The 536-nt window shown below is 53.9% G+C and carries 1 protein-coding gene; it reads left to right on the top strand.

Annotated elements, in window-relative coordinates; genetic code table 11:
* Positions 1–177: 177 nt before the first annotated feature.
* The coding region (locus HBA93_RS18175; protein WP_221724232.1) for a DUF4815 domain-containing protein at positions 178–536 on the top strand (359 nt) is incomplete at its 3' end.

Below are 536 nucleotides of genomic sequence, written 5' to 3'. Positions count from 1 at the left end.
CAATGCGGCTCAGGTCTCCATCATTGTCGGAGCTGGGAGAGCGGAAGGTGTTAAGCCCGGAAAGCTGTGGCTTGAGCCTGATGAGCTTATCGGTGGAACGGAGATCGCCAGCACTCCTGTATCAATCCCCTTGCGCACAACGGTTCGTGAGCAGGTCAAGTTTCTTATGAGGTTCTAATGGCTTTTGAGCACGAAAGCGGCTTGCCGCATGCACATGACCGCGCTGCCGGCAAATCCGAGTGGAAGGGACTTGTGTTCTATGGCGACCGTCCTTTCATTCAGGCCGCCGAACTTAATGAAATGCAGACTATCCAGCGCGGAGTTCATGACCGTGTGTCGCGTCTTGTTGCTAAGGATGGTGATCGCATTACGCATGCAGAAGCGTTCATCGATCTTGATGCACGCACAATCACGCTGACTGCTGGCAGCATTTATGTTGCCGGTGATGTCTTCCCTGTAGGCGAAGCTGTGATTCACAACATCCCGTTGACAGGGCGACTGGAAGTCGGCGTGAAGCTGAAGACCGGCCATATTAC

Source organism: Ochrobactrum sp. SFR4, from assembly GCF_019730395.1.
Lineage (GTDB): Bacteria > Pseudomonadota > Alphaproteobacteria > Rhizobiales > Rhizobiaceae > Pseudochrobactrum.
Note: the sequence above shows the minus strand (reverse complement) of the source record. Positions and strands in the feature narration are given on the sequence as shown.